This window comes from Kitasatospora sp. NPDC088391, from assembly GCF_044753345.1.
In the GTDB taxonomy this organism is placed as follows: Bacteria; Actinomycetota; Actinomycetes; order Streptomycetales; family Streptomycetaceae; genus Kitasatospora.
In genome coordinates, this window is sequence record NZ_JBIVNB010000002.1 from 312,318 (window position 1) to 338,406 (window position 26,089).

A 26,089-nucleotide genomic window follows, 5' to 3' on the forward strand; every position below is an offset into this window, starting at 1 on the left:
CCGGTGAATCAGGGGGCGAGCAGCGCGGCCGCGGCCCGGCGGCCCGAACGGATCGCGCCCTCCAGCAGACCGAAGAACTCGGTACTGGTCTCGGTGCCCGCGAAGTGCACCAGGCCGTGCGGGGCGGTCAGCGTCGGACCCAGTGCCGACCAGTCGCCCGGACCGAACAGCGCCGCGTAACACCCCCTGCTCCACGGCTCGTTGACCCAGTCGGTGACGTGGAAGCCGACCGGCTCCGGCAGCATCGGGAACAGCCGCCGGGCCTGCGCGACCGCCGCCGCGCGCTGCTCGGCGGGCGGCAGGGCGGCGAAACGGTGCGCCTCCGCGCCCGTCACGAACCCGGTCAGCACCCCCGGCGACCCCTCCGGCGGGGTGTCGTCCACCGTCGACAGCAGCGGGCCCGCCGCGTTCACCGACCAGCCCGACAGGCCGTGTTCGCGCCACACCGGCTCCGGGAACACCAGGTTCAGCTTCACCGCGCAGCCCCGCTCGGTCCGCGACGCGGCCCGCGGCACCGGCAGCCCCGGCCGGAACCCGATGGCGTCCGCCAGCAGCGGCGGCACCGCCACCACCACCGCGTCCGCCCGGTAACTCCCCTCCGACGTGCGGACGGTGGCCTCCGAGCCGGACTGCTCCACCGCCAGCACCGGCTCCCCGGTGCGCAGCACCCCGCCGCCGTCCAGCAGCCGGCGGGCCAGCCGCTCGCACAGCCGGTGCGCGCCGCCCGCGACCCGGTCCTGCTGCGCGCCGCCCTCGAAGGCGTTCAGGAACCGCAGGCCGCCGCCGGAGCGCAGGTAGAAGGCCATGTGCAGGACCGACACCTTCGCCGGGTCGGCCGCCATCATCTCGCCCAGGAACAGCGGGAAGAACAGCCGGGCGTCCGGGTGCGGCAGGTTCCGCTCCGCCCACTCCGCGGCGGTGGTGGCGTCCAGCTCCTCGGCGTTCGGGGTCAGCCACGGCGCGTCGAGCCGGACCGAGGAGGCCAGTTCGTCCAGCAGCTCGAACAGGTCGCCCAGGGCCACCGCGTTCAGCGGCGGGAACCGGCCGTCGGCGGTGGCCCGCGCGCCGTCCGCCGCCAGCGCGAACCGGCTGGCGCCGAGCATCGTGGTAGGCGCCGTCTTCAGGTCGCAGGCCGCCAGCAGCGCGTGCAGCTCGGTGTGCCGGTCGCCCAGGTACGCCGCGCCGGCGTCGATCCAGCGGCCCGGCGCGACCTCGATGCCCAGGGTCCGGCCGCCGACCCGCTCACGGGCCTCCAGCACCGTCACCCGCACGCCCCGGTCGGCGAGTTCGACGGCCGCGGTCAGCCCGGCCAGGCCCGCGCCGACCACCACCGCGGTGCGCGGCGGCCGGCGGGCGCCGCCGTACGGCTCCTGCGGTTCCCGCGGGGTCGGGGCGAGGGCGGCGGCGCTCACCGGGCGGCCGGGACGGTGGTGGTGGCGGTGCCGGTGCCGGCAGTGGCGCCGGTCGTGGCGGTCGCGTCGGTCGCGGCGGCGATCCGGGCGGCGAGGCCGGCCGGGGTCGGGTCGGTCAGGAAGTCCTCGAAGGTCAGCTCGACGCCGTGGGCGCGGGCCACCGCGCTGAGCACCCGGGTGGCGATCAGCGAATCCCCGCCCAGCAGGAAGAAGTTGGCGTCCGCGGCCACCTCGTCCAGCTCCAGGACGCGACGGAACACCGCCGTCAGCGAGTCGAGCGGCTCCGCGGCGGCGGCGGACGAGGGCATGGCGGTGGGAGTGTCGAGGCTCATCAGGGTCTCCTTCGACCGGTGCGGGGTGCGCGTGGTCTGGCGGTGCCAGCGGTGCGTGGTGCGCGTGCTGAACGTGAACGCGGTGCGTGGTGCGCGGTGCTTCGTACGTGGTGCGCGACGGCGGGCGCCGCGGGAGGGGAAGGGCGCGGGGCCGTGCGGTACCTGGTGCGCGTGGTACAGATCGTGCCCGGCCGCTGTGACAGCCGACGGTCCGTCAGGTCACGTCCGTGGGACGTCCACCGGTGACGGCCGGGGTCAGAGCGGGACGGCGGTGCCGCTGTGCAGGCGGTGCGAGGCGGCCCGGTCGACCTTGCCGCTGACGGTGCGGACCAGGTCGGGGACGACGGTGAGCCGGCTCGGCACCAGGTGGCCGGGCAGGGTGCCGCGCAGGTGCTCCAGCACCTCGGCGGCGAGCGCCCGGTCCGGCCCGCCGGTGCGCGGGACCACGTAGGCGACCAGGGCGGCCCGCCCGGCCAGCGTGGTGGCGGCCACCGCCGCCGCGCCCACCCGGGGATGGGCGTTGAGCGCGGCCTCCACCTCGGCCGGATCGACCCGGATGCCCCGGATCTTCACCTCGTGGTCCAGCCGCCCCTGATGGGTCAGCACCCCGTCGGCGGCCCGGGCGGCCCGGTCGCCGGTCCGGAACCAGCGCCGCCCGTCGCGGACCGCGAACCGCTCGGCGGTGGCCTCCGGCAGGCCCGGGTAGCCGGCCGCCAGGGCGGGCCCGCCGATCAGCAACTCGCCCTCGGGGGAGAGCAGTTCCTCGACGTGCGGCAGGGCGCGGCCGATCGGCGCGCGCTCCGCCGGGTCCCAGCGGCGGCCCGGCTCCGGGGTGTCGGGGCCGAGCAGGTCCACCGCGTGGGTGATCAGGGTGGTCTCGGTGCAGCCGTAGGTGTTCAGCAACCGGACGCGGGCGGCGTCCGGCAGCGCGCTCCAGTCCGCCAGCCGCGCCGGTGCGGCGGCCTCGCCGCCGATCACCACCAGTCGCAGGCCCGGCGGCAGGGCGGCGCTCCCGCCCTCGGCGGCCTCCTCGGCCAGGTGCAGCACCAGTTCGTGCCAGAACGCGGTCGGCAGGTCCAGCACGGTGACGCCGCGCCGCTCCACCATCCGCAGCAGCCGGGGGAACGAGGCCGAGTGCGCCTCCGGGTCGAACACCAGCCGGGCCCCCGCCGTCAGGGTCGGCAGGATCTCCTCGAAGCAGGTGTCCCAGTTCAGCGAGGCGAACTGCAGCACCCGGTCGGCCGGCCCCACCCCGAACAGCCCGCGCAGCGAGGCCACCGAGGCGGAGATCGCCCGCCGCGGCGTCAGCACCGGCTTGGGCTGCCCCGTGGACCCCGACGTGAACAGCACGTAGGCGGGATCGTCCGGCCCGACCACGGCCCGTGGCCCGCCGTCCGATCCGGCCGACAGCGCGCCGTCCGGCCGTTCCGGTCCGCCCGAACCGCCCGACGCACCTGCTGCGTCCGGCAGTTCGACGAACCGCAGGCCGAGCTCGTCGGCCTGCTCGGCGTGGCCGGCCGACCTGCGGCCGACCAGGACCCGGCAGCCGGCCGTGTCGGCCATCCGCCGTCGCCGGTCGAGCGGGAACCCCGGGTCGAGCGGCACGTGCGCGCCGCCCGCCGCGAGGATGCCCAGGAGGGCGACGACGGTGTCCGGCGAGTGTGTCGCCGGGACCGCCACCGGACCCGGTCGGTCGCCCAGTGTGTGGGCCAACCGTCTTACGTGACTTGCGAGTTGCTGGTAGCTGAGAGTGTGCTCGGGTGACTCCAACGCGGTTCGTTCGGGCCACCGGAGAACGGTTTCCGCGAACGCGTCCAACAGATCGACAGCCGATCCGTTGACGCCGCCGTTCTTTGACATGCCCGCTCCAAGAAAATGCCCAGAGGTGCCCGTCCGTGCTTCGGCGAACCGGGACTCTACCTGTCGGGATGCGGGCCCACAATGGTTGTTGGGGCGACTTTCCAGAGGATCTGTAACTGAACTGTGAACGGGGAAGCACCCCACCTTGATCACGTTCCGTGATCAAGGTCCCGGGGCGCGGGCCGGTGCCTCCGGTCGCGCTGGGGTGCAGCCCTTAAGGTTTGCGGCACCCGGCAAGTGACGGTCAGTCAGCGAATCAACGCCCGCCCCCGGGAAGGGGATTCGTTGACCGAAGGGATTCCCGGACCGGATAACCGCCAAGTCGAGCAAGTGCGGTAGGTGACCGAACGGTCCGAACGCGAGCACCGGCCGGACCGCGATTTCCGGGAACGGAAAGCGATTTCCCGTTACCCCGCCCGCTTCGGCCCTTCCACGACCCCCGGACCCGGGCGCGGCGACCCGCTCCGACCGGCCGACCGGACGCCCATCGGTCGCTGAGTGTCACCGTACGGGTGTGCTAATGGCCGCCCCGGGGTCTCTAGCATTCGTCGAATGACGACCACCGCGCTCGTGATCGACGCCGCCGTCCTCGGCTCGGTCGCCACCGCCCTGCTGATCGCGCCCCGCCTGCTGCGCGCCCCCGCCGATCCTGTCGTCGGGCGGAACCCCTCGGTTCTCCTCCGGTCGCCGGAGGTCCTGCTCCTCGCCGTGACCGCGCTGCTGTACCTCAACCAACTGCTCTGCTCCGCCTACCTGCTGCGCGTGCACGGCGGGGACACCGGATTCGTCACCCGCTACCTCCCGCCCGGCTGGTTCGACCAGCCCACCGGCAGCCCGACGCTCCGCGCCCTCGCCGACCGCCTGCCCGCGCCGCGCCTGTTCGCCCCCACCGTGCTGCGCGTCCAGGCGTTCCTGGAGCTCCCGTTCGTCCTGCTCGCCTACGCGACGGTGCTGCGCCGCCTCGACCCGGGCCGGTACCGGGCCGCGATCGGCTCCGCCCCGCTGCTGTGGAGCGCCGCCGTCTCGTACACGCTGGTCTTCGGCACCGTCGAATGGCGCTTCCACAACCCCTGGACCGTCCAGGACCTGACGATCCGCGCCCTCTCCGCCGCCTGCACCACCCCGCTGCTGCTGGCCGCCGCCCGTCGCACCCCCGCCGCCGACCGCGCCCCGCGACCCGGAACGCCCGGACTGCTCCGGTTCGCCGTCGAACTGTGGGCCGTGGGCACCCTGGTGATGGTGGTCTACGACACCGCACTGCTCTACAACCCGGCCCACCTGCCGTCCCGTTGGCCCGAGGCGGCACTCGCCCTGCTCCTGCTCGCCGCCACCGCCCCCCCGCCCCGCCGTCCCCGGCCCCACCGGACGGCCCGCCCCGGGCCCCGCCACCACCGCCCTCGCGGTCCTGCTGCGGCGCGCCCTGGTGCTGTTCCTGGTCCCGGCCCTGGCCGTCCGCTACGGCCTCGGCTTCGCCCACCCGCAGGTCGCGGCGGCCGGCGCCCTCCTGGTCGCCGCCACCGCCCTCGCCGACCCCCGAATCCGCGCCGCCGCCCCACAGTTGGCCCTCGCCTGCGCCACCGGCCTGCTCGCCGCCCGCCTCGCCCTCCACCTCATCCCCGACCCCCACCCGGAGACCGGCCTCCTCCGCGCCCTGGTCGCCCTCACCGCCACCGCCACCCTCCTCTGCGCCCTCGCCGACGCCCTCCGCACCCGCTTCGCCACCCGCCGGTCCTCCTGATCGGCCCGTGATCCGGGGGTGGCTCCGGCCCGAGGCGGAGAGTGCTCGGACCGTCCGAGTCCGTCCCGGTGCAGGGGTAAGGAGTGCCACTGGAATGATCTGCGCTCAAGTGCGCACTACAGGTATATTGAGCGCATGGACATCTATCCGATCACCGAGGCCCGCAACAAGCTGGGAGCCCTGGCGCGGCAGGTCGGCGCCGAGCAGAAGCGCATCGCCCTCTCGGACCGGGGGCAGACCATGGCCGTCCTGATAAGTCCGGCCGAGCTGGAGGAGCTGGAGTACCACCGGGCCGCCGCCGAATACCTGGCGCGCCAGGCCCGGGGCGAGACCGGACCGGGTGTGCCGCACGACGAGGCCCGTCGGCAGGTCCTCGGAGAGGCTCCGTGACCTACGGCATCGTTTGGGAGCCCGACGCGCTGGCCGTGGCGCAGAAGTACGCCGTCGATGACCGGGCCGGTGTCCAGCAGGTCTTTCGAGCGGTGGACCTGCTGGCCGAGAATCCCCGGCCAGCAGGTGCCTTCACCATCGGCACCAGCGGGATCTACCGGATTCAGGTGGGCTTCTACCGTCTCCAGTACGAGATCCAGGACCGGACGGTCACCATTACCGTCTTTCATCTCGGCCGGGTCTGACGCGAAGACCCGAAGCGGGGGTGCTCGGGCGCTGCCTGGGGCGCGGATCGGCCGCCGGGTCAGCCGAGGTCGTGGTCGCCGAGGTGGAGGGGGGTCGGGCCCGGGCCGTGGGTGAGGAGGGCGGGGAGGAGTTCGGCGAGGCGTTCGGGGTGGACGGTCTCGGTGGTGGTGGCCAACTCGTCGACGCTCCACCAGTGGTGGCCGTGGGAGGCTTCTTCGGTGTCGACCCGGACGGCGGCCGCCTCGGCGGCGGTCAGCCGGAGCAGCCAGTACTCCTCGCTCTGGTCGAACGGGCGGCCGTCGAAGGTGAACACCACCCGCCGGGTCCACACCACCGGGCCGAGGCGCGGGGCGGGCAGGTCGAGGCCGGTCTCCTCGCGCAACTCCCGGACGGCGGCGGTCAGGGCGTCCTCGCCCTCGTCGAGACCGCCGCCCACGGTGAACCACCAGGAGCCCCCGACGCCCGTGCGGGGGTCGCGGGCGCAGAGCAGCAGCAGGCGGTCCCGGTCGTCGAGCAGCAGGATGCGGGCGGTCGACCTCTTCTCGGGCGTCATCCTCCGACTGTACGGGCCGGTCCGGGCCCGGGGGAGGGGAAATCCGGTGCGCCACGAGCGGTCCGCGCGCGTTCCGGCGGCTCGTCAGTTCCCTTCCCCGGCAGGGGGACCGCCGAAGAGTTCGTCCAGGTGGGCGGTGAGGACGGCCAGGGCGGCGGCGCCGTCGCGCTGGCCGCCCAGGACGCTCTGGCCGAGGCCGTTGACCATGGCGGTGAGGCCGGCGGCGGTGGTCGCCGGGTCGCGGGAGGGGGTGACCAGGCCGTCCCGCTGCGCGGCGCGCACCTGTTCGGCGAGGAAGCCCTCCAGCAGTTCGGCCTGGCCGGTGCCGTGCTTGGCGAGGACCGCGGGGTCGTTCAGCACCAGCGCGTAGTAGGCGGCGTAGGTGCGGGTGATCCGGCGGCTCTCCGCGTCGGTGGGCAGGATGCAGGAGAGGACGGCGGTGACCAGGCCGCGCGGGGTCGGCGGGGAGCCGGCCGCGGTGATCCACGCGGCCATCCGGGCCCGGAGCTGTTCGCCGAGCCGGGCCAGCGCGTCCAGCAGCAGGCCCTCCTTGGTCTCGAAGTAGTACTGGACCAGGCGCAGCGAGACGCCGGCCTCGGCGGCGACGGCGCGCATGCTGGCGGACTGCAGCCCCTGGGTGTCGGCGATCCGCAGCAGTGCCTCGGCGATCTGCCGCCGCCGCTCCTCGTGCTCCGCCTTGCTGTTCATGCGTCCGGCCTTCCCGCGAACTTCCCTGGTACGCCCGTATCATGCCGTGATACACATGTACCATGCGAATGAGCGAGTTCAGGAACACCCGGGCCGCCGACCGTTTCCGCGCCGCGTACGACCACGCCCTGGCCGCCCTCTGGCCCGGCCCGCGCACCGCCCACGACCTGCCCACCGCCTACGGCCGGACCCGGGTGTACCGCACCGGCCCCGGATCGAGCGGCGGGGTCGGGGCCGGGCGGCCGGTCGTGCTGCTCGCCGCCTCCGGAGGCAACGCCCTGATGTGGCACCACCAACTGGCCGAACTCGCGTCCCATCACCCGGTGTTCGCGATCGACCCGGTCGGCGAGCCCGGCGCGAGCGAGCAGTCCGCCCCGATCGCCGACGGGGCGGACGCCGCGGCCTGGCTGGACCAGGTCCTCGCCGAACTCGGCCTCCACGACGCCCACGTGGTGGGCTGCTCGTACGGTGGCTGGGTCGCCCTCCAGCACCAGCTGCACCGGCCCGGGCGGGTCGGGGCGCTCACCCTGCTCGACCCGGCCGGGTTCAACGGCTTCGGCCTCCGCTTCTACGCCTGGCTGATCGCCGGCGGGCTGGCCGCCTGCGCGCCTCGCACACTGCGGCCCCGGCTGGCCCGCCTGGTCGGCAACAGCGCGGTCCTGGAAGGGGAGTTGATGAAGATGTCGCGCGCCGCGGCGGGCTTCCGGCGGGCCCTGCCCGTCCCCCCGGTGCTCACCGACGAGGAACTGGACCGGATCGCCCGGACCGGCGTCCCCGCCCAGTTCCTGCTCGGCGCCCGCAGCGCCCTGCACGACTCCCCGGCGGTCGCCGCCCGGATCGCCCGGCTGCTGCCCGCCGCCCGGGTCGAGATCGTCCCGGACGCCGGCCACTCCCTCCCGATGGACCGGCCCGGGCTCGTCACCGCCCGCATCCTGTCCGCGAGTTCGGCGGCCACGCCCTGAACGGCGGTGTGCTCGGCCTCAGCCGGTGAAGGCCGGGCCCACCTGCGGGTACGGGTCCGGCTCCACCGGGGGCGCGGGCGGCCGGGCGGCGGGGGAGCGGAGGTAGCTGGCGAACACCGGGAACAGCAGGAAGTAGCCCAGGACGGGCGGCACCAGGCTGCTCGCGATCGAGGGCACGCCCGCGCCGTACCGGTACAGCGTGTTGAAGGCCAGCATCGGGACGAACGCGCCCAGCGCGAACTGGAGCAGCGCGAGGCCGAGCAGGCGCAGGGCCGTCCGCCAGTCTCCGAACGCGATCCGGCAGGCGCGGCCCAGGCCCCGGCCCTCCAGGAACACCGCCATGGGCAGCGGCAGCGCCAGTACGGCCAGGACCACCACGAGCGCCCCCATCCCCCAGCGCCCCGCGACGGGCAGGTCGGCGAGGAACGGCCCGTCGGCGAGCAGCGTGCCCAGCCGGTGGAGCAGCATCGCGCTCAGCAGCAGGGACAGGACCGCCATCAGCGCGATCCGGAGCGGAGGCAGCCGCAGGGCGGTCAGCGGTCCGACCCCGAGCCCCAGCACCCGCGCCTTCGCGCCCGCGAGCGCGGCGGTCACCACCAGCGACAGCAGCAGGTCCGCCACCCCGACGACCCGGTAGTCGTGCGGGGCCACCGCGTACACCAGGACCGTGGCCACGGCGCCGAGGAGCAGCTCCACCAGCACCAGCACGATCAGCTGCCACCAGCAGGCCGCGGCCCGCTCCTTGACGATTCCCCACCACGTGGCCTTCGGCGCGGCCACCTCATCGAACATCACGCGCAGAGGGTAGCGGACGATCCACCGCCCGCCACCCGAATATCCGCAGGCCGTGAGGGGGCTGCGGCAGGTGGGCGGGCCGGATCGGATTGCCGCGGGTGTCGTCGGACACGGCGGTGGCGACCGGGCCGGCGGCGCGGCGACGCAGAGGCACGGCGACGCAGAGGCACGGCGATACAGCGATACGGCGACGCAGCGATGCGGCGACGCGGCGACACATCGAAACGCCGGTGTCAGGCGGCGGGCGCGGCGGGCAGGCGGGCCGCGAAGGCGTCGAGGAGGAGGTCGAGGGCCAGCGGGTAGGCGCTGCGCCGCATGTGCGCGGCGAGCAGGTCGGCGGTGGCGGTGATGTGGGGGTGGGTGTCGGCGGACAGGTCGCGGTAGGCGGTGTCCCAGACGCCCTGGTCGGCGCTCTGGGAGGGGGCGGGCATGGCGAGGGCGGCGGCGTCGAGGACGGCGAAGCCCAGGGCCTGGTCGATGAAGGCGTGGTAGAGCGCGACGGCGTCCGGGTCGGTGAAGCCGGCCTCGCGCAGGATGCCGAGCATGGTCTCGATGGCCCGGATCTCGTGCGCCCGGCCGGTGGTGCGGTACGCGGCGAGGACGGCGGCCTGCGGGTGGGCGCAGGAGCGGGTGTGGATGCGCAGGCCGACCTCGCGCAGGTCGGCCCGCCAGTCGCCGGTGGGCTCCCAGCCCCGCAGTCCCAGGCCGATCAGTTCGTCGGCGACGGCGATCAGCAGGTCGTCGGTGCTGCGGAAGTAGCGGTAGAGGGCGCTCGGGTCGGCCCCGAGGGCGAGCCCGAGGCGCCGGACGCTGAACGCCTGCGCGCCGTGCTGCTCGACCAGGCGGAGCGCGGTGTCGACGATCACCTGCTCGGACAGCACGGTGCCCTGCTTGGTGGGGCGCCGGCGGCGGCGCGCGGTCTCGGGGACGACACGGTCGGTCATGGCCCGTGAGCTTACGACAACAGCATTGACGTGTGAAGGGGCGGCGGGTTTCATGGCGTGCCTGGCCCGCGCTCGCGCCGGCCGGACCCCCACCCGGCGCGCCCCGCCCGCGAGGCCCGCCGGTCCCCCCGGAATCCCCGCGCCCTCCGGCGGCGCGACCCCCCACCCGACGCCCCGCCCGCGGGGCGCCGCACCCCCACGACCCCCTCGGCGGTGATCCTTTGGCAGCGACGCACAAGGAGCGGGGCCCCGTCCCCGACGGCGGCACCACCCCTTCCAGCTCGGGCCCGGCGGCCCCGGACGCGATGCGCAAGTCGGTCGGCGTCGGCGCGGTGGTGGTGATCGCCGCGTCCAGCACGGCGGCCACCACCTCGATCGGCATCGGCCTGGGCCTGATGGCCGGCGTGGTCGGCCTGCACCTGCCCGCCATCATGCTGCTGGCCTTCCTGCCGGTCCTCGGCATCGCCTGCGGCTACGGCCGGCTCAACCGGGTCGAACCCGACGCGGGCAGCTCGTACCGCTGGGTCGGCAAGGCCCTCAACCCGTGGCTGGGCTTCCTGACCGGCTGGGTCAACATCGTCACCACCGTGGTGTTCATGGCGTACACCACCACCGTCACCGGCTCGGCGCTGATCCAGCTGGCCGGCCAGGCCGGGCTGCACGCGCTGCCCGGCGTCGCACTGGACCCGGACTCCAGCCTGCAGTGCACGCTGATCGGCATGACGGTGCTGCTCGCCGCCACCGTGGTCGCCGTCCGCGGCCTCGACCTGGCCGCCCGGCTGCAGAAGTACCTGCTGGTCTTCGAGTACGCGGTGCTGCTCGCGTTCTGCGGCTACGGCCTGTTCGCCGGCGACCAGCCGTTCAGCCTGTCCTGGTACAACCCGTTCGAGATCCCCTCGTTGAGCTCGCTCGCCCAGGGCATGGTGCTGGCGGTGTTCTGCTACTGGGGCTTCGAGTCGGTGTTCAGCGTCGGCGAGGAGGTGCACGACCCGAAGGACGCCACCCGGGGCGGCTTCCTGTCGCTGCTGCTGATGCTCGGCCTGTTCCTGTTCGCCGGCACCGCCTTCCAGCGGGTGCTGCCGATCGAGGAACTGGCCGACAACGGGGCCACCGGCCTCGCCTACTTCGCGGAGAAGCTGGCCAGCCAGCCGCTGGCCGCGCTGCCGCTGGTCGCGCTGACCTTCTCGGCGGCGGCCTCGCTGCAGGCCTCGGTCATCCCGACCGCCCGCGGCGCCTACGCGATGGGCCGCGACGGCACCCTCGGCAAGGTCTGGACCCGGCTGCACCCGCGCCACCGCACCCCGTCCACCGGCACCTGGCTGATCACCGGCATCGCGCTCGCGCTGGCCGCGCTGTCGCTGGTCATCCCGACCGTCACCGAGCTGATCTCGGCGACCGTCAACGCCATCGGCATCGTCGTCGCGCTCTACTACGCGCTGGTCGCGATCGCCTCCGCGGTGCGCTTCCGCCACCTGCTCCGGGAGAACCTCGCCGAGGGACTGAAGGCGGTGGTCGCGCCGCTGCTCGGCGGAGTGGTGCTGCTGCTGGTCGGCGGCTACCTGGCCTGGACCTTCTACGACTCCGCCGACCACTTCGAACTCAGCGCCGCCAACGGCTGGTTCGAGCTCTCGGTGCCGGTCCTGATGATCGGCTCCGGCCTGGCCGCCGGCGCCTGGTCGCGCTGGGGCCGCCGCTCGGCCTACTTCACCGGCGCCACCGACCGCGCCCCGGCCGCCGACCCCGCCGCCGGGGCGACCGGATCCGCCGCGTCCTGACGCACCGTCAACTCCCGTGCCACACCCAGAAAACGGAGCACCTCCCATGAACCGTGCCGACCTGGTCCTCACCGGCGGACCGATCCACACCGGCGACGCCGCCCGCACCCGGGCGACCGCGCTGGCCGTCACCGGCGAGCGGATCACCGCGGTCGGCCACGACGAGGTGCGGGAGTTGATCGGACCGAGCACCGAAGTCGTCGACCTGCACGGCAGGCTGCTGGTCGCCGGCTTCCAGGACGCGCACGTGCACGCGGTGTACGGCGGCGTCGAGATGGCCTCCTGCGACCTCACCGGCACCGTCACCGTCGACGACTACCTGGCCCGGATCGCCGAGTACGCCGCCGCCCACCCCGAGAAGGAGTGGATCACCGGCGGCGGCTGGTCGATGGAGAGCTTCGAGGGCGGCCTGCCCACCCGGCAGCTGCTCGACTCCGTCGTCCCCGACCGTCCGGTGCTGCTCTCCAACCGCGACCACCACGGCGCCTGGGCCAACACCCGCGCCCTGGAGGCCGCCGGGCTCACCCGCGACACCCCCGACCCGGCCGACGGCCGGATCGAGCGCGAGCCGGACGGCACCCCCAGCGGCGTGCTCCAGGAGGGCGCCATCGGCCTGGTCGGCCGGCACGCCCCCGCCCCCACCGCCGCCGACCGGAAGGCCGGCCTGCTCAGCGCCCAGGCGATGCTGCACTCGCTCGGCATCACCGCCTGGCAGGACGCCCTGCTCGGCGAGTTCGCCGGCAACCCCGACCCGTCCGACACCTACCTGGCCGCCGCCCAGGACGGCACCCTCACCGCCCGGGTGGTCGGCGCCCTCTGGTGGGACCGCGAGCGCGGCGCCGAGCAGATCCCCGAACTCGTCGCCCGCCGCGAGAAGTTCACCCACGGCCGGTTCCGGGCCGGCTCGATCAAGATCATGCAGGACGGCATCGCGGAGAACTTCACCGCCGCGCTCACCGCCCCCTACCTGGACGGCTGCGGCTGCGCCACCGGCAACAGCGGCCTCAGCTTCGTCGACCCGACCGCGCTGAAGGAGCACGTCACCGCCCTCGACGCGCTCGACTTCCAGGTGCACTTCCACGCCCTCGGCGACCGCGCCGTCCGCGAGGCGCTGGACGCGATCGAGGCCGCGGTCGCCGCCAACGGCCGCCGCGGCAACCGGCACCACCTCGCCCACCTCCAGGTCGTCCACCCCGACGACCTCGCCCGGTTCGCCGCCCTCGGCGCGATCGCCAACATCCAGCCGCTCTGGGCCGCCCACGAACCGCAGATGGACGAGCTCACCATCCCCTTCCTCGGCCCCGAGCGCGCCACCTGGCAGTACCCGTTCGGCAGCCTGCTGCGCACCGGCGCCACCCTCGCCGCGGGCTCGGACTGGCCGGTCTCCAGCCCCGTCCCGATCGACGGCATCCACGTCGCCGTCAACCGCCGCGAGCCCGGCGCCGCCGACGGCGTCCCGGTGTTCCTGCCCGAGCAGCGCCTCGACCTGGCCACCGCGCTGGCCGCCTACACCTCCGGCACCGCGCACCTCAACGGCCTCGACGACACCGGCGTGCTGCGCCCCGGTAACCTCGCCGACCTGGTCGTGCTCGACCGCGACCCGTTCGCCGCCCCCGCCGAGGAGATCGCCGAGACCCGGGTGCTGCGCACCTACGTCGGCGGACGGGCCGTGCACACGGCCGAGTGAGCCCGGACACCCTGTCAGGCCGGGAGGGGGCGGCCTGGCAGGGTGTCCGTTGCCCGGTCCGCCGCGCCCCGGTTAGCGTCCTCCCGCACGCAGTGGCACCCCCTCGAAGCCCCTCGGAAGCAGGACACATGACCACCGTCAACGGCGGCGTCTCCTTCTGGTACGCGGCCACCGGCCGACCCGAACCCGGCGCCCCGCTCGACGGCGACACCGCCGCCGACGTCTGCGTGGTCGGCGGCGGCTACACCGGACTGTGGACCGCCTACTACCTGAAGCAGGCCGCCCCCGACCTCGACATCGCCCTGCTGGAGGCCGAGTTCTGCGGCTACGGGGCCTCCGGCCGGAACGGCGGCTGGCTCTACAACGGCATCGCCGGCCGCGGCCGCTACGCCCGCCTGCACGGCGAGGACGCCGCCCGCCGGCTCCAACTCGCCATGAACGACACGGTGTCGGAGACCCTGCGGGCCGCCGCGGCCGAGGGCGTCGACTGCGACGCGCACCGCGGCGGCGTCCTGGAGCTCGCCACCACCCCCGCCCAACTCGCCCGCCTGAAAGCCAGGTTCGCCCACGAGCAGGCGTTCGGCGCGGACGAGGTGCAGCTGCTGGACACCGCCGCGGCCGCCGAACGGCTCTACGTGCCCGGCACCCTGGGCGCCACCTGGACACCGAACGGCGCCCGGGTGCACCCCGCCAAGCTGGTGCTCGGCCTGGCCGCCGCCGTCCGCCGACTCGGCGTCCGGGTGTACGAGTCGACCCCCGTCACCGCGATCGCCCCCGGTCGCGCCGTCACCCCGCACGGCACCGTGACCGCCCGCACGGTGCTCCGCTGCACCGAGGGCTTCACCGCCGAACTCGCCGGGCACCGGCGGGACTGGCTGCCGATGAACTCCTCGATGATCGCCACCGAGCCGCTGCCCGCCGAGGTCTGGGAGGCGATCGGCTGGCAGAACCGCGAGGTGCTCGGCGACGAGGCGCACGCCTACATGTACGCCCAGCGCACCGCCGACGACCGGATCGCGCTCGGCGGCCGCGGCCGCCCCTACCGCTACGGCTCCCGGATCGACCGGGACGGCGCCACCCCCGACGGCACGGTCGCCCAACTCCGGGAGATCCTGGCCCGGATGTTCCCCGCCGCCGCCGACGCCCGGATCGACCACGCCTGGTCCGGCGTGCTCGGCGTCCCGCGCGACTGGTGCGCCACCGTCGCCCTCGACCCCGCCACCGGCCTCGGCCTGGCCGGCGGCTACGTCGGCAGCGGCGTCGCCACCACCAACCTGGCCGGCCGCACCCTGCGCGACCTGACCCTCCGCCACCTCGGGCGCGGCGCCGGCACCGAACTCACCGACCTGCCCTGGGTCGGCCACCGCGTCCGCCGCTGGGAACCCGAACCGGCCCGCTGGCTCGGCGTCCACACCCTCTACGCCGTCTACCGCCACGCCGACCGCCGCGAACACGCCACCACCTCCCCGCTCGCCACCCTCGCCGACCGGATCTCCGGCCGCGGCTGACCCCCTGCCACCGCCACCACGGCCCCTGCCGCCGATCCCCGCCGCAGCCACGGCCCTTCGGCCGCCGGCACGGTCCGGAGGCTGTCGCGGCCTGCCTTCGACGGACCGGACCCCCGGCCGCGGCCGACCGGCCCAGCCACCATCACTGCCACGGCCTCCGGCTCCCGGGCACCGCCTCCGGCCCCGGAGGCCGCCGCCTGCCTCCGCCCACCGCCCCGGTCCGACGGGGCCCCGCGACCGGCCCGCGGCAGGCCCCCGGTCGGCGGTCGGGGAAACCCTTCGCACACCTGTCGCACGGACGTGATAGGAATCTCCGTCCGGGGGCCGCCGCGCACGCGCCCCCGCCGCACCACCACAGCACTTCGGAGGGGACCCCGGGATGGGACTGTTCGCACGGCTGCTCGGCCGCCGCGAGGCCGGCGACGACCGCGGGACGGCCGCCGACGCCGGGGGCACCGAGGGCCGGGGCGCCCTCGCCGTCGACCCGTCGTTCGGCGACGCCGACCTGGCCCGGCTGCGCTCCTTCGCCGGGGTCGGCGCCTGGCCCGCCGCCCGCGCCGTCCTCGACGGCGCCGCCGACCAGGACGACCTGACCCTGATGGTCTCCGTGCTGGCCGACGTCACCGGCGCCGAGGTCGCGGTCGGCCGGGCCCTCGACGACGCCCCCGACGACCCGCTGCTGCGCCTCGTCCAGGGCGCCCGGCACGTCAGCTGGGCCTGGGAGGCCCGTACCGGCGCCCGGGCCCAGTACGTCGGCGAGGACCAGTGGAAGCTGTTCCACGAGCGCCTGGAGAGCGCCGAGGAGCACCTCTACCGGGCCGCCGAACTCGACCCGGCGCTGCTCGGCCCCTGGTACTTCCTGCAGATCAGCGGTCGCGGCGCCTCCCTCGACCAGGTCGCCGCCCGGCACCGCTTCGAGGCCGCGCTGCGCCGCTGCCCCGACCACGTCGCCTCGCACCGCCAGCGCCTGCAGCAGCTCTGCGAGAAGTGGTCCGGCTCGCACGAGCAGATGCACTCCTTCGCCCGCCGCAGCATGCTCGCCGCCCCCGAGGGCAGCCCGCTCGGCCAGTTGGTCGCCCGCGCCCACCTCGAACACTGGCTGTCGCTGCCCTCCGGCGAGGACGCCGCCTACATCGACCGCCCGCAGGTCCGCGAGGAACTGCACGAGGCCGCCGACCGCTCGATCCGGCACCCCGACCACGTGCGCGGCCGGGACTGGCCGGTCGCCCACAACGAGTTCGCGATGGCGTTCGCGCTGGCCGGCCAGCCCGCCGCCGCCCACCTGCTGTTCGCCGAGATCGGCGACCGGGTCACCGAACTGCCCTGGGCGTACTGGGGCGACCCGGTGGAGACGTTCCTGCGCACCCGCAAGCAGAGCGCCCGCCACTGACCGGCCCCGCCCGCCACTGACCGACGCCCGGCGGCGCGCCCGGCCCCGCCCGCCGCCACCGCACCCGACCGAACCAGCCGAAGGACCCGCCCGGTGACCCCGAACGACCCCAGCGCGCACACCTTCCAGGTCGACCTGCGCGGCCTGGTCGACCTGCTCTCCCACCACCTGTACTCCAGCCCCCGGGTCTACCTGCGCGAACTGCTGCAGAACGCGGTCGACGCGCTCACCGCCCGCCGGCAGCTCGACCCGGACGCGCCCGCCGCGATCACCGTCACCACCGGCGAGGTCCTCACGGTCGCCGACACCGGCGTCGGCCTCACCGAGGCCGACGTGCACACCTTCCTCGCCACCATCGGCCGCAGCTCCAAGCGGACCGCCGACGGCGCCCTGGACGCCGGACAGCTCGCCGACGCCCGCAGCGAGTTCATCGGCCAGTTCGGCATCGGCCTGCTCGCCTGCTTCGTGGTCGCCGACGAGATCACCGTCACCACCCGCTCCGCCCGCACCCCCGACGCCCCGGTCGTCGAGTGGCGCGGCCGCTCCGACGGCCGCTACACCATCACCACCCTCCCCGCCGACGCCCGCCCCGAGCCCGGCACCACCGTCACCCTCACCCCGCGCCCCGACGCCGCCGAGTGGACCGCCCCGCGCCGCGTCCTCGAACTCGCCCGCCACTACGGCAGCCTGCTGCGCCACCCCGTCACCGTGGTCGACCCGGCCGGCCGCGAGACCCGGATCAACCGCACCCCCGCCCCCTGGGCCGAGCGGTACGCCACCCCCGCGGCCCGCCGCGAGGCGCTCACCGCGCACTGCCGCGACACCTTCGACTTCACCCCGCTCGACACCATCGACCTCGACCTGCCGCTGGTCGGCCTCAGCGGCGTCGCCCACGTGCTGCCCGACGCCGTCCCGCCGTCCCGCCGGGCCGGGCACCGGGTCCACCTCAAGGGCATGCTGCTCTCCGACCAGGCCGACGAACTGCTCCCCGAATGGGCCTTCTTCGTCCGCTGCGTGGTCGACGCCGAACGCCTGCGCCCCACCGCCTCCCGCGAGGCGCTGTACGCCGACGAGACCCTCGCCGCCGTCCGGGACGCCCTCGGCCTGCGCATCCGCGACTGGCTCACCGGCCTGTCCGCCAGCGACCCGGCCCTGCTGCACCGCTTCCTGTCGGTCCACCACCTCGCCGTCAAGTCGCTGGCCCGGCACGACGACCAGCTGCTCCGGATGCTGCTGCCCTGGCTGCCGTTCGAGACCACCGACGGCGACGTCACCCTCGACGAGTTCGTCCGCGCCCACCCCGTGGTGCTGGTCACCCGCACCGTCGAGGAGTTCCGCCAGGTCGCCCCGATCGCCGGCGCCGCCGGACTCGGCGTCGTCAACGGCGGCTACACCTACGACCGCGACCTGGTCCACCGGCTGCCCGAGATCCGCCCCGGCACCACCGTCGCCGACCTCGACCCGGCCACCGTCACCGCCCACCTCGACAACGTCGACCCGGCCACCGAACTCTCCGCCGCCGCCTTCCTCGCCGTCGCCCGGCAGACCCTCGGCCGGTTCGACTGCGACGTGGCGCTGCGCACCTTCCACCCCAGCAGCGCCCCCGCGCTGCTGCTCGACGACCGGGAAGCCCGGCACGAACGCACCCGCACTCAACTCGCCGACCAGGCCGACGGGTTGTGGGCCGACATCCTCGGCTCGCTGGGCAGCTCCGCGCCCCGCGCCCAGCTCGTCCTCAACCACCTCAACCCGCTGGTGCGCCGGGCCGCCGCGATCCGCGACCACGACCTCGCCACCACCACGATCGAAGCCCTCTACGGGCAGGCCCTGCTGCTCACCCGGCGCCCGCTGAAGGCCAGCGAGTCCGCCCTGCTGAACCGCTCCTTCCTGGCCCTGCTCGACCACGCCGTGCTCGGCCACGAACCCGCCGGGCCGAACCCGCCCGCCGCGCAGAACCCGCCGACCACGCCGCACCAGGAGCCGTGATGCTCGACACCCCCGACGCCGTCCGGGCCGCGCTGCGCGCCAACGACGAACAGCCGCACGGCCGGCCGCGCACCGTCACCGCCGAGGAACTCGTCGACGCCGCCGAGCAGTTCGACGACCCCGAGCTGATGGCCGTCGCGCTGCTCGAACTCACCGAGGCGTACGAGTACGACGCCGAACGGCGCAAGCTCCCGGTCGTGTTCGCCCGGATCGCCCGGCTCCGCAAGGAACACCCCGACGCCTTCGAGGGCTGGGGCGACCACGCCACCGACTGGCGCTACAAGTGGGTCGCCGCCGCCCTGCTCGCCGTCCCCGAGGTGCCGCTCGACGCGGTCCGCCGCTGGCACGGCGAACTGCGCGAGCACTACCTCGCCCGCGGCCACGACCTGCAGCCCTACTACGCCCGGCAGTACCAGCTCGCCGCGCACACCGGCACCGGCGTCCAGGACGCCTTCGAACTCTGGGCGACCCGCTGGCGCTCCCGTTACAGCGACTGCCACGCCTGCGAACTGCGCCACCAGGCCCAGTACTTCGCCGCCCGCGGCGACGACGAGCGGGCCCTGTCGATCTGGGCCCCGGTGTTCTCCGGCGAGCACTCCTGCGCCGAGGAGCCGCACACCAGCCGCGCCCTCGCCCTGCTGCCGCTGCTGCGCACCGGCCGGACCGACGAGGCCCGCTCGGCCCACCTGGCCGGGTACCGCTGGGCCCGCGGCCGCTCGGCGGCGGCCGAATCCGTCGGCCTGCACGTGGAGTTCTGCGCGCTGACCGGCAACGAGCCGCGCGGCCTGGAGATCCTGGCCGAGAACCGGGACCTGTTCGCCCGGCACGGCGACCCGCTGGCCCGGCTGCACTTCCTGACCGGCGTCCAGCTGCTGCTGGCCCGGCTGGTCGCGGACGGCCACGCCGACCTGCCGGTGGCCGGCCCGCCCGGAGCGACCTGGACCGCCGCCGGACTGCTGGCCGAACTCGACCGCGAGGGAACGGAGTTGTCGGCCCGCTTCGATGCCCGCAACGGCACCCCCGCGGTCGGCGACGCCCGCCGCGCCCGGCTGGCCCGCACCCCGCTGACCGCCGAACCGCTCCCGCTCGGCCTGCGGGCCGCCGGACCGGCCCCCGCCGCCGCCGAGCCCGCCCCGGCGGCCCCGGCGGCCCCGGAGGAGCCCGCCGACCTGGCCGAACTCGTCGCCCTGGCCCGCGAGTCGAGCATCACCAGCCACCCCGGGGCCCTCCAGCAGTGGAACCGGATCGCCGCCCTGCTCGACGCCCCCGGCTACCGGCACCCCGAGGACGCCGAACAGTCCGGCCTCGGCCCGCTGGCCCGGGTCCGGGCCGAACTCGCCCTGGAGCGCGCCTTCGACGAGCGGCTCCCCGAGGACGAGTCCGCCGCCCGCTACACCGAGGCCGCCGACCTGTTCGAGCAGGCCGGGCTGACCGCGCGCGCCCTCGGCTGCCGGGCCCGGCTGGCCGGCCCCACCGGGGACCGGCCGGGCGACCTCGACACCATCCTCGAACTGCGCGCCCGGATCGAGGAGTTGGCGGCCTCCGACGCCCCGTTCGGCGGGCGCGAGCTGGTCGCCGTGCTGCAGCTCCAGGCCAACACCCAGCTGCGCGCCGTCTTCGAGGCCGCCTCGGCGGCCGGCCCCGACGGCCCCGGGCCCGACCCGGAGGCGCTCGCCGCCGCCGAGGCCACCCTCGCCCTGCTGGACGCCGAGGCCGCCCGGCACGGCTTCCCGCACCGCCGGGCCAACGCCCGCCTGCTGGGCGCCCGGGCCCGTTTCCTGGTCGGCCGCCACCAGGAGGACGGCGCCGCCTTCGCCGAGGCCGACCGGCTGATCACCGAGGCCGAGCAGCTGATCGAACAGGCGGGCGCCCCTTGGCGGCTCGCCCAGGTCCACGGCCAGCGCGCCGAACTCGCCATGTACCGGGACGACCTGGCCGCCGCCCACGAGCAGTTCCAGCGGGCCGCCGGGCTCGCCGCCCGGTACGGCGACCGCTCCGGCGGCGCCGCCCGGGTGCACGACGGCCTCGGCCGCACCTGCCTCGGCCTCGGACTGCTCGCCGAGGCCGTCAAGGCGTTCACCGAGTCCGCGGCCCGCTACGACCGCCTCGGCGAGGCCGACGACGCGGCCTCCGCCCGGATCATGCTCGGGCAGGCGCTGTGCGGCGCCGACCGGCCCGAGGACGGCGTCGCCGTCCTCGAAGCCGTGCTGCTGGAACCGGCGTTCGCCGAACTCGACGTCCGCGAGCGGGCCCAGGCCCGGCTCGTGCTGGCCCGCGGCCTGCGCCGGATCGGCGAACCCCGGGCCGCCGCCGAGGAGTACCTGCTGCTCGCCGACCAGGTCGCCGACTTCGAGGACCGGCACATCCACACCATGGTCGCCGCCGAGGCCGCGGCCACCCTCGCCGTCGCCGACCAGTGGCCGGCCGCCGACCTCGCCCGGGAACGCGCCCTCGACAGCCACCGCACCGCCCCGTTCCCCGGCGGCGTCTTCGACATGCTGCTGCGCCAGGCCCGGCACATCGCCGACCGCAGCGGCCCCGAGCGCCCCGACGCGGGCGAACGGGCCCTGGCCCGGCTGGACGAGGCCGCCGAGGTGGCCCGCACCGCCGCGGCCGAGGGCCAGGACTTCGACGACTACGGCTGCCCCGACGGCACCCTGCACGACACCCGGGCCCGCACCCTGAGCAGCCTGGGCCGCGACGAGGAGGCGCTGGCCGAGATGGAGCTCGCCGTCACCGCGTTCGCCGCCCTCGGGGCCGACGCCTTCGGCGGCCGGGCCGAGTCGATCCGGGTCGCCGCCGTCCTGGAGGCCGACCGGCTCGACCGCACCCCCGCCGCGCTGGCCCGGCTCGACACCGCCATCGCGATGTTCCGCGCCGCCGAGGCCCCCGAGGCCGCCGAGCCGCTCACCGAACTCCGCGACCGCCTGGCCCGCCGCTGACCCGACCGCCCGCAAGCCCCGACGGCCCGCCGGGAGGTTCCCGACGGGCCGTCAACCTGCTTTCTCCACAGGCTACTTGTTCAGCACCGCGGCCTCGAAGGCGCGGAAGTCGCCCTCCTGCTTCCACTCCAGCGCCGCCTTCGGGCTGGCCGCCAGCAGCGCCGCGCACTTCGGCGTCGGGTTCGCCGACCCGATCGGCCGGCCCTGGCACTCCGGCACCGGCCGGAAGCCGTCGCGGTCCCGCCACAGGCTGCGGCCGGAGACGAAGCCGTACTCCAGCGAGTTGCGCGCCAGGTCCTTCAGGTCGGTGTAGCTCAGGTTGTAGGTCCGCGCCGCCCGCACGTACTCGTGGGTGATGTCGATCCGCTCCACGCCCGGGTCGTCGGTGGCCAGCGCGGTCGGCACCCCGTACTTCCGGTACAGCGGGAACGGGTGCTGCCGCCCCTCGACCTGGAGGATCTGCGCGTTGGAGGTCAGCGGCACCTCGACCAGCACCTTGCGCTCGGCCAGGGTGCGCAGCAGCCCGGCCGCGTCGTCCTCGTGGGTGACGTCCACGCCGTGGCCGATCCGCTCGGCCCGCCCGGTCAGCACGGCCTGCCGGATGTGGAAGGTCAGGTCCTCCGGCTTCACCAGGCCGGGCACCAACTCGCCCGCGTGCAGGCTGATGTGGGCCTTCGGGTAGAGCGGGTGCAGGTAGTCCAGCATCTGCATTTCCAGCTGGTAGTTGTCCAGCGAGGACTGGTAGTCCTCCGGCTGCACCAGGTTGACCGAGACGAACCGCTCGTCCTGGCTGGCGAGTTCCATGCCGATCAGCAGCTGGGCGAACACCCGGGCCGGGGTGGACGCCCGGGACGCCTGGGACTGGATGCGCACCGTCACCGCGCAGCCCGGCCGGGCCTGCGCGGTGCCGCACCGCTCGGTGTCCCGGTACTCGTCCATCGCCCGGTCGAGGTCGGCGCGGGCGCTGTCCACCAGGGCCTGCATCTGCCCGTCGGCGAGCAGCTTCTGCCGCAGCGCCGCCAGGTCCGGGTCGAAGCCGACCTTGGCGGCCAGCGCCGCCACCCCGCCGGAGGCCGGGGTGAGCATGGTCTCCAGGTAGCTCTGGTGCTGGGCCGCCATGGTGTCGGTGACCTCGGCGATCATCGTGCCGGGGTGGCGCCAGCTGGCCTCGCCGAACTTGCCGAAGGTGGCGAAGAAGTGGTCGTGGCCGGACTCCGCGCCCGGGGTGAAGTCCTGCATCGACCAGGCCCGGATCACCTGGGTGCGGAACTCGCCCTCGGGCAGCGCGTCCCGGGCCGGGCGGGCGGTGCCGGTGCAGGGGCCGCCGGCCGAGGTGAAGGTCACCGCGTCGATGCACAGGTCGTCCTGCGCGGCGAGCCGGATCAGCAGTTCGGTGCTGACCGCGCCGGACAGGTGGTTGTGCAGGTCGCCGCCCTTGGGCATGGCCCGCAGGAGGGCGTCCAGCCGGGCCGGGTCCTGCCGGATGCCGTCCAGCAGGCCGTTGACGGCCGCCTCGGTCGGACGGGGCCCGGCGGCGGCCGGAGCGGCGGCCTGGGCGGCGGGGGCGAGCGGCAGCAGCAGGGCCGCGCAGGCGACGAGGGCGGCCGAGGAGGTGCGGCGGAGGGACGTCATGGGCCCCATGCTGACGGCCCGTCGGATTCCTGTCCGGCGAACACCCCGGTGTCGTGCGCACATCATCCGAAAGGGTGTCTCCTTCCGGAGACACCCTTTCGAACGGTCGGATCGTGTTACCGGCGGCCGGAGTTGGCGCGGGCGCGGGCGGCCTTGATCGCCTCGGCCTTGGCCGCCGCGTCCTTGACCCGCTGGGCCTCCTTGCGGACCTCGGCCTGGAGGGTCCGCTCGCGCTGCAGCCACTCCGGGTTCTCCTCGCGGAGGGCGTCGATCTGCTCGGAGGTGAGCGCCTCGGTCAGGCCCGCGCGGTTCAGGCCGGTCACCGAGACGCCGAGGCGGTTGGCGACCACCTGGCGCGGGTGCGGGCCGTTGCGGCGCAGGTCGGCGAGCCACTGCGGGGGCTCGGCCTGCAGGGCGTTGAGCTCGTCGCGGGTGACGACGCCCGCCTGGAACTCGGCGGGAGTCGCCGCCAGGTAGATCCCCAGCTTCTTCGCCGCCGTGGCGGGCTTCATGGTCTGGGAGGTCTTGGGCTTGGGCGTAGTCATGCTCCAAGGGTATAGGCCCCGGCGCGCGGGCCTCGCGCACCGGTCCTGGTCACGGTGGGTAGCCTGGGGGTGTGACCGAGATCGAGCAGCCCGCCGCCGCCCCGTTCCGCCTGGTGTACGTGCCGGGGGTGACGCCCACCAAGTGGCTGCGGGTGTGGGAGGAGCGCCTGCCGGACGTCCGGCTGGAGCTGCTGCAGTCCGAGCAGGCCCCGGGGCACGCCCTGCTGCTCGCGGGCGGGGCCGAGGCCGGGCTGGTCCGGCTGCCGGTGGACCGGACGGTGCTGAGCGCGATCCCGCTGTACACCGAGACCACCGTGGTCGTCTTCCCGAAGGACCACTGGCTGGCCGCCGCCGAGGAGGTCACGGCCGCCGACCTCGCCGAGGAGATCGTCTTCCACCCGCAGGACGACGTGCTGGACTGGCCGGACGGGCTGCCCGGCCGCCCCGCGTTCGAGCGCCCGGCGACCACCGCCGACGCGGTCGAACTGGTCGCGGCGAACGTCGGCGTGCTGGTGGTGCCGCAGTCGCTGGCCCGGCTGCACCACCGCCGCGACCTGACCTACCGCACCCTCGCCGAGGTCCCGCAGTCCCAGGTCGCGCTGGCCTGGCCGGAGGAGGCCACCACCGACCTGGTGGAGGAGTTCATCGGCATCGTCCGGGGCCGCACCGCCAACAGCTCGCGCGGCCGGACGGCCGCCGCCGAGCAGCAGCGCGCCCCGAAGCAGCCCGCCGCCCGCAAGCCGAGGACCCCGCAGGGCCAGGGCCAGGGCCAGAAGCCGAAGCCCGCCCGGCGCGGCGGCGGCACCGGCGGCGGTGCCACCGGCCGCGCCGCCCAGGCCAAGCGGCGCGGCAAGCGCTAGCGGCAAGCACTCTCCCCGCCCCGGGACTTGACGGGCCGTCCGCCGACCTCCCGTCACGTCCCGGTCGGCGCACCGTCGGCGCAGCGCCCCCCGGTGTTACCGCGGCCGGCGGGGTCCGGCGACCATGATGGTCGACGGACCGACCCGACCACCGACCGAGGAGAGTGGCCACCATGGTGCACGAACGTGCCGGACAGCCCGCCCAGCCGCAGGACCTGATCGACGTCGCGCAGTTGGTGACGGCGTACTACACGCGGCACCCCGACCCGGCGGACGTGGCCCAGCGGGTGGCGTTCGGCACCTCCGGGCACCGGGGCTCGGCGCTGCGGACGGCGTTCAACGAGGACCACATCGCGGCGACCGCGCAGGCGATCTGCGACTACCGGGCCGAACAGGGCACCACCGGGCCGCTGTTCCTCGGCATCGACACCCACGCGCTGTCCGAGCCGGCCCGGGCCACCACCCTGGAGGTGCTGGCCGCGAACGGTGTCACCGTGCTGCTCGACACCGCCGACGGGTACACGCCGACCCCGGCGGTCTCGCACGCGATCCTCGCCCACAACCGGACCCGCCCGGCCGCGCTCGCCGACGGCATCGTGGTCACCCCGTCGCACAACCCGCCCGCCGACGGCGGCTTCAAGTACAACCCGCCGCACGGCGGCCCGGCCGACTCCACCGCCACCGGCTGGATCGAGCGCCGCGCCAACGAGCTGCTCGCCGCCGACCTGAAGGAGGTCCGGCGGATCCCGTACACCCGGGCGCTGGCCGCCGACACCACCGGCCGCTACGACTTCCTCGGCGCCTACGTCGACGACCTGCCGGCCGTCCTGGACCTGGACGCCGTCCGGGCCGCGGGCGTGCGGATCGGCGCCGACCCGCTCGGCGGCGCGTCCGTCGCCTACTGGGGCCGGATCGCCGAGACCCACCGCCTCGACCTCACCGTGGTCAACCCGCTCACCGACCCGACCTGGCGGTTCATGACCCTGGACTGGGACGGGAAGATCCGGATGGACTGCTCCTCCCCGTACGCGATGGCCTCGCTGATCGGCAAGCGCGACGCCTACACCCTGGCCACCGGCAACGACGCGGACGCCGACCGGCACGGCATCGTCACCCCCGACGGCGGGCTGATGAACCCCAACCACTACCTGGCCGTCGCCATCGACTACCTGTACCGGCACCGCGCCGACTGGCCCGCGGGGGCCGCGGTCGGCAAGACCCTGGTGTCCTCCTCGATGATCGACCGGGTGGCCGCCTCGCTCGGCCGCGAACTGCTCGAAGTCCCGGTCGGCTTCAAGTGGTTCGTCGACGGGCTGCTGACCGGGACGGTCGCCTTCGGCGGCGAGGAGTCCGCCGGGGCGTCCTTCCTGCGCCGGGACGGCTCCCCGTGGAGCACCGACAAGGACGGCATCCTGCTGGCGCTGCTCGCCTCCGAGATCACCGCCGTCACCGGCAGCACCCCGTCCGCGCTCTACCGCGAGCTCACGGCCGCGCACGGCGACCCCGTCTACGCCCGGGTCGACGCCCCCGCCGACCGCGCCCAGAAGGCGGCCCTGGCCGCCCTCGACGCCACCCGGGTCACCGCCGACACCCTGGCGGGCGAGCCGATCACCGCCGTCCTCACCCACGCGCCGGGCAACGGCGCCGCGATCGGCGGCCTCAAGGTCACCACCGCCAACGCCTGGTTCGCGGCCCGGCCCTCCGGCACCGAGGACGTCTACAAGATCTACGCCGAGAGCTTCCTCGGCGCCGACCACCTCGCCCGGGTCCAGTCCGAGGCCCGCGCCCTGGTCACCGACGCCCTCGCCGAGGCGTAGCCGCCCC

21 protein-coding genes are annotated in these 26,089 nt (G+C 75.2%); 12 read left to right on the plus strand and 9 right to left on the minus strand.

The genetic code is table 11. The annotated features are described in order from the left end of the window. Positions 1-8: 8 nt before the first annotated feature. The 3 genes from ACIQBJ_RS05850 to ACIQBJ_RS05860 all read right to left on the minus strand — a co-directional run bounded on the left by ACIQBJ_RS05850 (position 9) and on the right by ACIQBJ_RS05860 (position 3,604). On the minus strand, positions 9-1,412 hold the full coding sequence (locus tag ACIQBJ_RS05850) for a flavin monoamine oxidase family protein (protein WP_400704151.1): 1,404 nt from the start codon (positions 1,410-1,412) through the stop codon (positions 9-11). Beyond that, positions 1,409-1,744 (minus strand): acyl carrier protein, encoded by a 336-nt coding sequence (locus ACIQBJ_RS05855; protein ID WP_400704154.1) that lies wholly within the window; start codon positions 1,742-1,744, stop codon positions 1,409-1,411. Before ACIQBJ_RS05855 ends, ACIQBJ_RS05850 begins: the two co-directional genes overlap by 4 nt. 255 nt (positions 1,745-1,999) lie before the next feature. Beyond that, a complete protein-coding gene (locus tag ACIQBJ_RS05860; RefSeq protein ID WP_400704157.1) occupies positions 2,000-3,604 on the minus strand; it encodes an amino acid adenylation domain-containing protein in 1,605 nt (534 codons plus the stop codon). A 1,423-nt stretch (positions 3,605-5,027) separates the two neighbouring features. Between ACIQBJ_RS05860 and ACIQBJ_RS05865 the strand changes: the two genes are divergently transcribed. The 3 genes from ACIQBJ_RS05865 to ACIQBJ_RS05875 all read left to right on the plus strand — a co-directional run bounded on the left by ACIQBJ_RS05865 (position 5,028) and on the right by ACIQBJ_RS05875 (position 5,977). Beyond that, on the plus strand, positions 5,028-5,342 hold the full coding sequence (locus tag ACIQBJ_RS05865; RefSeq protein WP_400704160.1) for a hypothetical protein: 315 nt from the start codon (positions 5,028-5,030) through the stop codon (positions 5,340-5,342). 135 nt (positions 5,343-5,477) lie between these two features. Beyond that, complete coding sequence (locus tag ACIQBJ_RS05870; RefSeq protein WP_400704163.1) at positions 5,478-5,732, plus strand: type II toxin-antitoxin system Phd/YefM family antitoxin; 255 nt, start codon at positions 5,478-5,480, stop codon at positions 5,730-5,732. After that, positions 5,729-5,977, plus strand: coding sequence for a type II toxin-antitoxin system RelE/ParE family toxin (locus tag ACIQBJ_RS05875; protein WP_400704165.1), 249 nt, complete (start codon positions 5,729-5,731; stop codon positions 5,975-5,977). Before ACIQBJ_RS05870 ends, ACIQBJ_RS05875 begins: the two co-directional genes overlap by 4 nt. Before the next feature lie 59 nt (positions 5,978-6,036). Here the strand turns inward: ACIQBJ_RS05875 and ACIQBJ_RS05880 are convergent, their stop codons facing one another. Further along, on the minus strand, positions 6,037-6,531 hold the full coding sequence (locus tag ACIQBJ_RS05880; RefSeq protein ID WP_400704168.1) for an NUDIX hydrolase: 495 nt from the start codon (positions 6,529-6,531) through the stop codon (positions 6,037-6,039). A gap of 84 nt (positions 6,532-6,615) precedes the next feature. After that, positions 6,616-7,239, minus strand: a complete 624-nt coding sequence (locus ACIQBJ_RS05885) for a TetR/AcrR family transcriptional regulator (protein ID WP_400704171.1) — start codon at positions 7,237-7,239, stop codon at positions 6,616-6,618. Between the two features lie 68 nt (positions 7,240-7,307). Between ACIQBJ_RS05885 and ACIQBJ_RS05890 the strand changes: the two genes are divergently transcribed. After that, positions 7,308-8,201 (plus strand): alpha/beta fold hydrolase, encoded by an 894-nt coding sequence (locus ACIQBJ_RS05890; protein WP_400704174.1) that lies wholly within the window; start codon positions 7,308-7,310, stop codon positions 8,199-8,201. Positions 8,202-8,219: 18 nt separating this feature from the next. Here ACIQBJ_RS05890 and ACIQBJ_RS05895 read toward each other — a convergent pair whose 3' ends face one another. Both ACIQBJ_RS05895 and ACIQBJ_RS05900 read right to left on the minus strand, forming a co-directional pair. Then, complete coding sequence (locus ACIQBJ_RS05895) at positions 8,220-8,996, minus strand: hypothetical protein (protein ID WP_400704177.1); 777 nt, start codon at positions 8,994-8,996, stop codon at positions 8,220-8,222. 233 nt (positions 8,997-9,229) lie between these two features. After that, complete coding sequence (locus ACIQBJ_RS05900) at positions 9,230-9,940, minus strand: helix-turn-helix domain-containing protein (RefSeq protein WP_400704180.1); 711 nt, start codon at positions 9,938-9,940, stop codon at positions 9,230-9,232. A 305-nt stretch (positions 9,941-10,245) separates the two neighbouring features. Between ACIQBJ_RS05900 and ACIQBJ_RS05905 the strand changes: the two genes are divergently transcribed. The 6 genes from ACIQBJ_RS05905 (at position 10,246) to ACIQBJ_RS05930 (ending at position 21,228) form a co-directional block, all read left to right on the plus strand. After that, positions 10,246-11,715 carry an APC family permease gene (locus tag ACIQBJ_RS05905; RefSeq protein ID WP_400705802.1) on the plus strand — a complete coding sequence of 490 codons (1,470 nt, stop codon included), beginning with the start codon at positions 10,246-10,248 and terminating at the stop codon, positions 11,713-11,715. 46 nt (positions 11,716-11,761) lie between these two features. Next, complete coding sequence (locus tag ACIQBJ_RS05910) at positions 11,762-13,402, plus strand: amidohydrolase (protein ID WP_400704183.1); 1,641 nt, start codon at positions 11,762-11,764, stop codon at positions 13,400-13,402. A 128-nt stretch (positions 13,403-13,530) separates the two neighbouring features. After that, positions 13,531-14,910 (plus strand): NAD(P)/FAD-dependent oxidoreductase, encoded by a 1,380-nt coding sequence (locus tag ACIQBJ_RS05915; RefSeq protein ID WP_400704186.1) that lies wholly within the window; start codon positions 13,531-13,533, stop codon positions 14,908-14,910. A gap of 379 nt (positions 14,911-15,289) precedes the next feature. Then, entirely contained in the window at positions 15,290-16,300 is a 1,011-nt protein-coding gene (locus ACIQBJ_RS05920) for a hypothetical protein (RefSeq protein WP_400704189.1), read from the plus strand. Between the two features lie 93 nt (positions 16,301-16,393). Beyond that, positions 16,394-18,286: an HSP90 family protein gene (locus ACIQBJ_RS05925; RefSeq protein ID WP_400704192.1), complete on the plus strand. Its 1,893-nt coding sequence runs from the start codon at positions 16,394-16,396 to the stop codon at positions 18,284-18,286. Next, entirely contained in the window at positions 18,286-21,228 is a 2,943-nt protein-coding gene (locus ACIQBJ_RS05930; RefSeq protein ID WP_400704195.1) for a hypothetical protein, read from the plus strand. Before ACIQBJ_RS05925 ends, ACIQBJ_RS05930 begins: the two co-directional genes overlap by 1 nt. A 72-nt stretch (positions 21,229-21,300) precedes the next feature. Here the strand turns inward: ACIQBJ_RS05930 and ACIQBJ_RS05935 are convergent, their stop codons facing one another. Together ACIQBJ_RS05935 and ACIQBJ_RS05940 are read right to left on the minus strand one after the other, a co-directional pair. Continuing rightward, positions 21,301-22,869 carry an adenosine deaminase gene (locus ACIQBJ_RS05935; RefSeq protein ID WP_400704198.1) on the minus strand — a complete coding sequence of 523 codons (1,569 nt, stop codon included), beginning with the start codon at positions 22,867-22,869 and terminating at the stop codon, positions 21,301-21,303. Positions 22,870-22,976: 107 nt separating this feature from the next. Next, a complete protein-coding gene (locus ACIQBJ_RS05940) occupies positions 22,977-23,405 on the minus strand; it encodes a DUF5997 family protein (RefSeq protein WP_400704201.1) in 429 nt (142 codons plus the stop codon). Positions 23,406-23,476: 71 nt separating this feature from the next. Between ACIQBJ_RS05940 and ACIQBJ_RS05945 the strand changes: the two genes are divergently transcribed. Together ACIQBJ_RS05945 and pgm are read left to right on the plus strand one after the other, a co-directional pair. After that, positions 23,477-24,265: a LysR family substrate-binding domain-containing protein gene (locus ACIQBJ_RS05945; RefSeq protein ID WP_400704204.1), complete on the plus strand. Its 789-nt coding sequence runs from the start codon at positions 23,477-23,479 to the stop codon at positions 24,263-24,265. Positions 24,266-24,438: 173 nt separating this feature from the next. Further along, positions 24,439-26,082: a phosphoglucomutase (alpha-D-glucose-1,6-bisphosphate-dependent) gene (pgm, locus tag ACIQBJ_RS05950; RefSeq protein WP_400704207.1), complete on the plus strand. Its 1,644-nt coding sequence runs from the start codon at positions 24,439-24,441 to the stop codon at positions 26,080-26,082. Positions 26,083-26,089 lie beyond the last annotated feature (7 nt).